Consider the following 1941-nt stretch of genomic DNA (forward strand, 5'->3'; position numbering starts at 1 on the left):
ATCAACGGTTTGCGTGCCAGGATTTCGACAATGATCATCGGCGCACCACAATCAGGGCAAACGAAGACCGGCTGGACAGATTCTGTCGATGGCTCATTTACCTTTGCTTCCTCAGGAACTACGTGCAACAACTCACGTATCAGCGCAAGCTTATCGTGTCGCCCGGTATTGGCTAGCCAGCCATAATGCCGAATGCGATGAAAACCACTGGGCAACACATGCAGCAGAAAACGGCGAATAAACTCGTCGGTAGCGAGCGTCATGGTTTTATGGCGGGTCTTGCCTTTGGCCCGGTAATCTTTCCAGCGAAACGTAATCCCCTGCTCGTCCATACTGATAAGCCGTGAGTTGGCGATCGCCACCCGGTGGGTATACCGCGACAAATAGGCCAAAACTGCCTTCGGTCCGGAAAACGGGCGTTTGGCGTAGACCACCCATTCGCATTTTTTAAGCGGCGCAAGCCAGTGAGCGAAGACCGCCGCGTCAGCCAGATGAGCGTATTCACCGAAGAATTGCAATTGTCCAGCTGCCTGCGCTTTGTTCAACTCCTCCAGAAAACGCCGTCGAAACAGCCGTGACAGCACCCGTACCGATAAGAAAAAGCCTGGCTTGCAAGATACCCATTGCTCGCCGTCCAAGGATAAACCGCCACCGGGAACGATGCCGTGTATATGCGGGTGATGGATTAACGCCGATCCCCAGGTATGCAGGACCAAGGTAGCCCCGATCCGAGCGCCCAGATGTTTGGGATCAGCGGCGATGGTGCGTAGCGTCTCGGCGGCGACCTCAAACAGCAGGCCATAGATCACCGCTTTGTTGGTATAGGCGATGGCGCTGATCGGCGCGGGCAAGGTGAAGACCAAATGGTAATAATCCACCGGCAACAGATCATCCTGCCGGGCTTCGAGCCAACGTTTGGCCGCACTGGCCTGGCACTTCGGGCAATGCCGGTTACGGCAGGAGTTGTAAGCGATTTCGTCATGCTCGCAGGCAGGACAATGCAACACATGCCCACCCAAGGTTGAGGTACGGCACTGTTCGATGGCCGACATGACTTTCAGTTGCCCCAGACTTAAGTGATTGTGCTGGGCTTGTCGCCAGACGGGGCCGTGGGCGCGGAAGATATCCGCCACCTCCAGTGCGGGACGCACCATGGCCTTAACCTACACCGGTTGCAAGGTCTCGATCGGACTGATCACCTCACGCAGAATATCGGTAGCCACCTGAGCGTATAGCGCCGTAGTCTCCAGTTTCTTGTGCCCGAGCAGCACCTGAATAATCCGAATATCCACCTTCTGTTCCAGCAAATGTGTGGCAAAGCTATGCCTCAGCGTATGCATCGTTACCCGCTTATTGATTCCCGCCGCCTCTGCAGCGGCATGGACAGCCCGGTTGAGTTGACGGGTACTGAGTGGATCGATGGGATCCAAGCCAGGAAACAGCCAGCCACCTTGTAACATTTTGCTTGGGCATGGGCAAATTTCCACCAAGCGCGCAAGCGTTCCAGCAGCACCGGCGATAGCATGGCGTAACGATCCTTGCTGCCTTTGCCCTGTTCAATGCGCAGCGTCATGCGCTGACTATCAATGTCGCTGATCTTCAGCGACACCACCTCGCTGACACGCAAGCCGGCACCGTAAGCCACCGATAATGCGGTCTGGTGCTTGAGGTTGTCAGTGGCAGCGAGTAGGCGAGCCACCTCTTCGCGACTCAAGACTACCGGCAGTTTGCGAGGTTCATGCACCGCGCGCATCTTGGTCAACAATTCCGGGTGATCTAGCGTCGTTTCAAACAGAAACTTGAGCCCCGTGATAGCCGCATTCAGGGAAATAGACGAAATGCCGTGATCGACCAGATACAACTGATAACGGCGTAAATCCTCGGCGCTGGCGGTATCCGGCGAGCGCCCCAGGAAACTCGAGAAACGCTTTACAACTCGAA

Annotated in this window: 3 protein-coding genes; all 3 read right to left on the reverse strand. The window is 55.8% G+C overall.

Going from position 1 to position 1941, the window contains the following annotated elements; all coding sequences use genetic code 11:
• A partial coding sequence (locus RW114_RS20495; RefSeq protein WP_340124580.1) for an IS91 family transposase occupies positions 1 to 1154 on the reverse strand: 1154 nt, incomplete at its 3' end.
• A 9-nt stretch (positions 1155 to 1163) separates the two neighbouring features.
• Positions 1164 to 1460, reverse strand: coding sequence for a tyrosine-type recombinase/integrase (locus tag RW114_RS20500; RefSeq protein WP_340124581.1), 297 nt, complete (start codon positions 1458 to 1460; stop codon positions 1164 to 1166).
• Positions 1343 to 1941, reverse strand: a 599-nt coding sequence (locus RW114_RS20505) for a tyrosine-type recombinase/integrase (RefSeq protein ID WP_340124582.1), incomplete at its 5' end; no start/stop codon positions are given. The genes RW114_RS20505 and RW114_RS20500, both read right to left, overlap by 118 nt.

Origin of the sequence: Methylobacter svalbardensis, from assembly GCF_037671525.1 — a bacterium.
In the GTDB taxonomy this organism is placed as follows: domain Bacteria; phylum Pseudomonadota; class Gammaproteobacteria; order Methylococcales; family Methylomonadaceae; genus Methylobacter_A; species Methylobacter_A svalbardensis.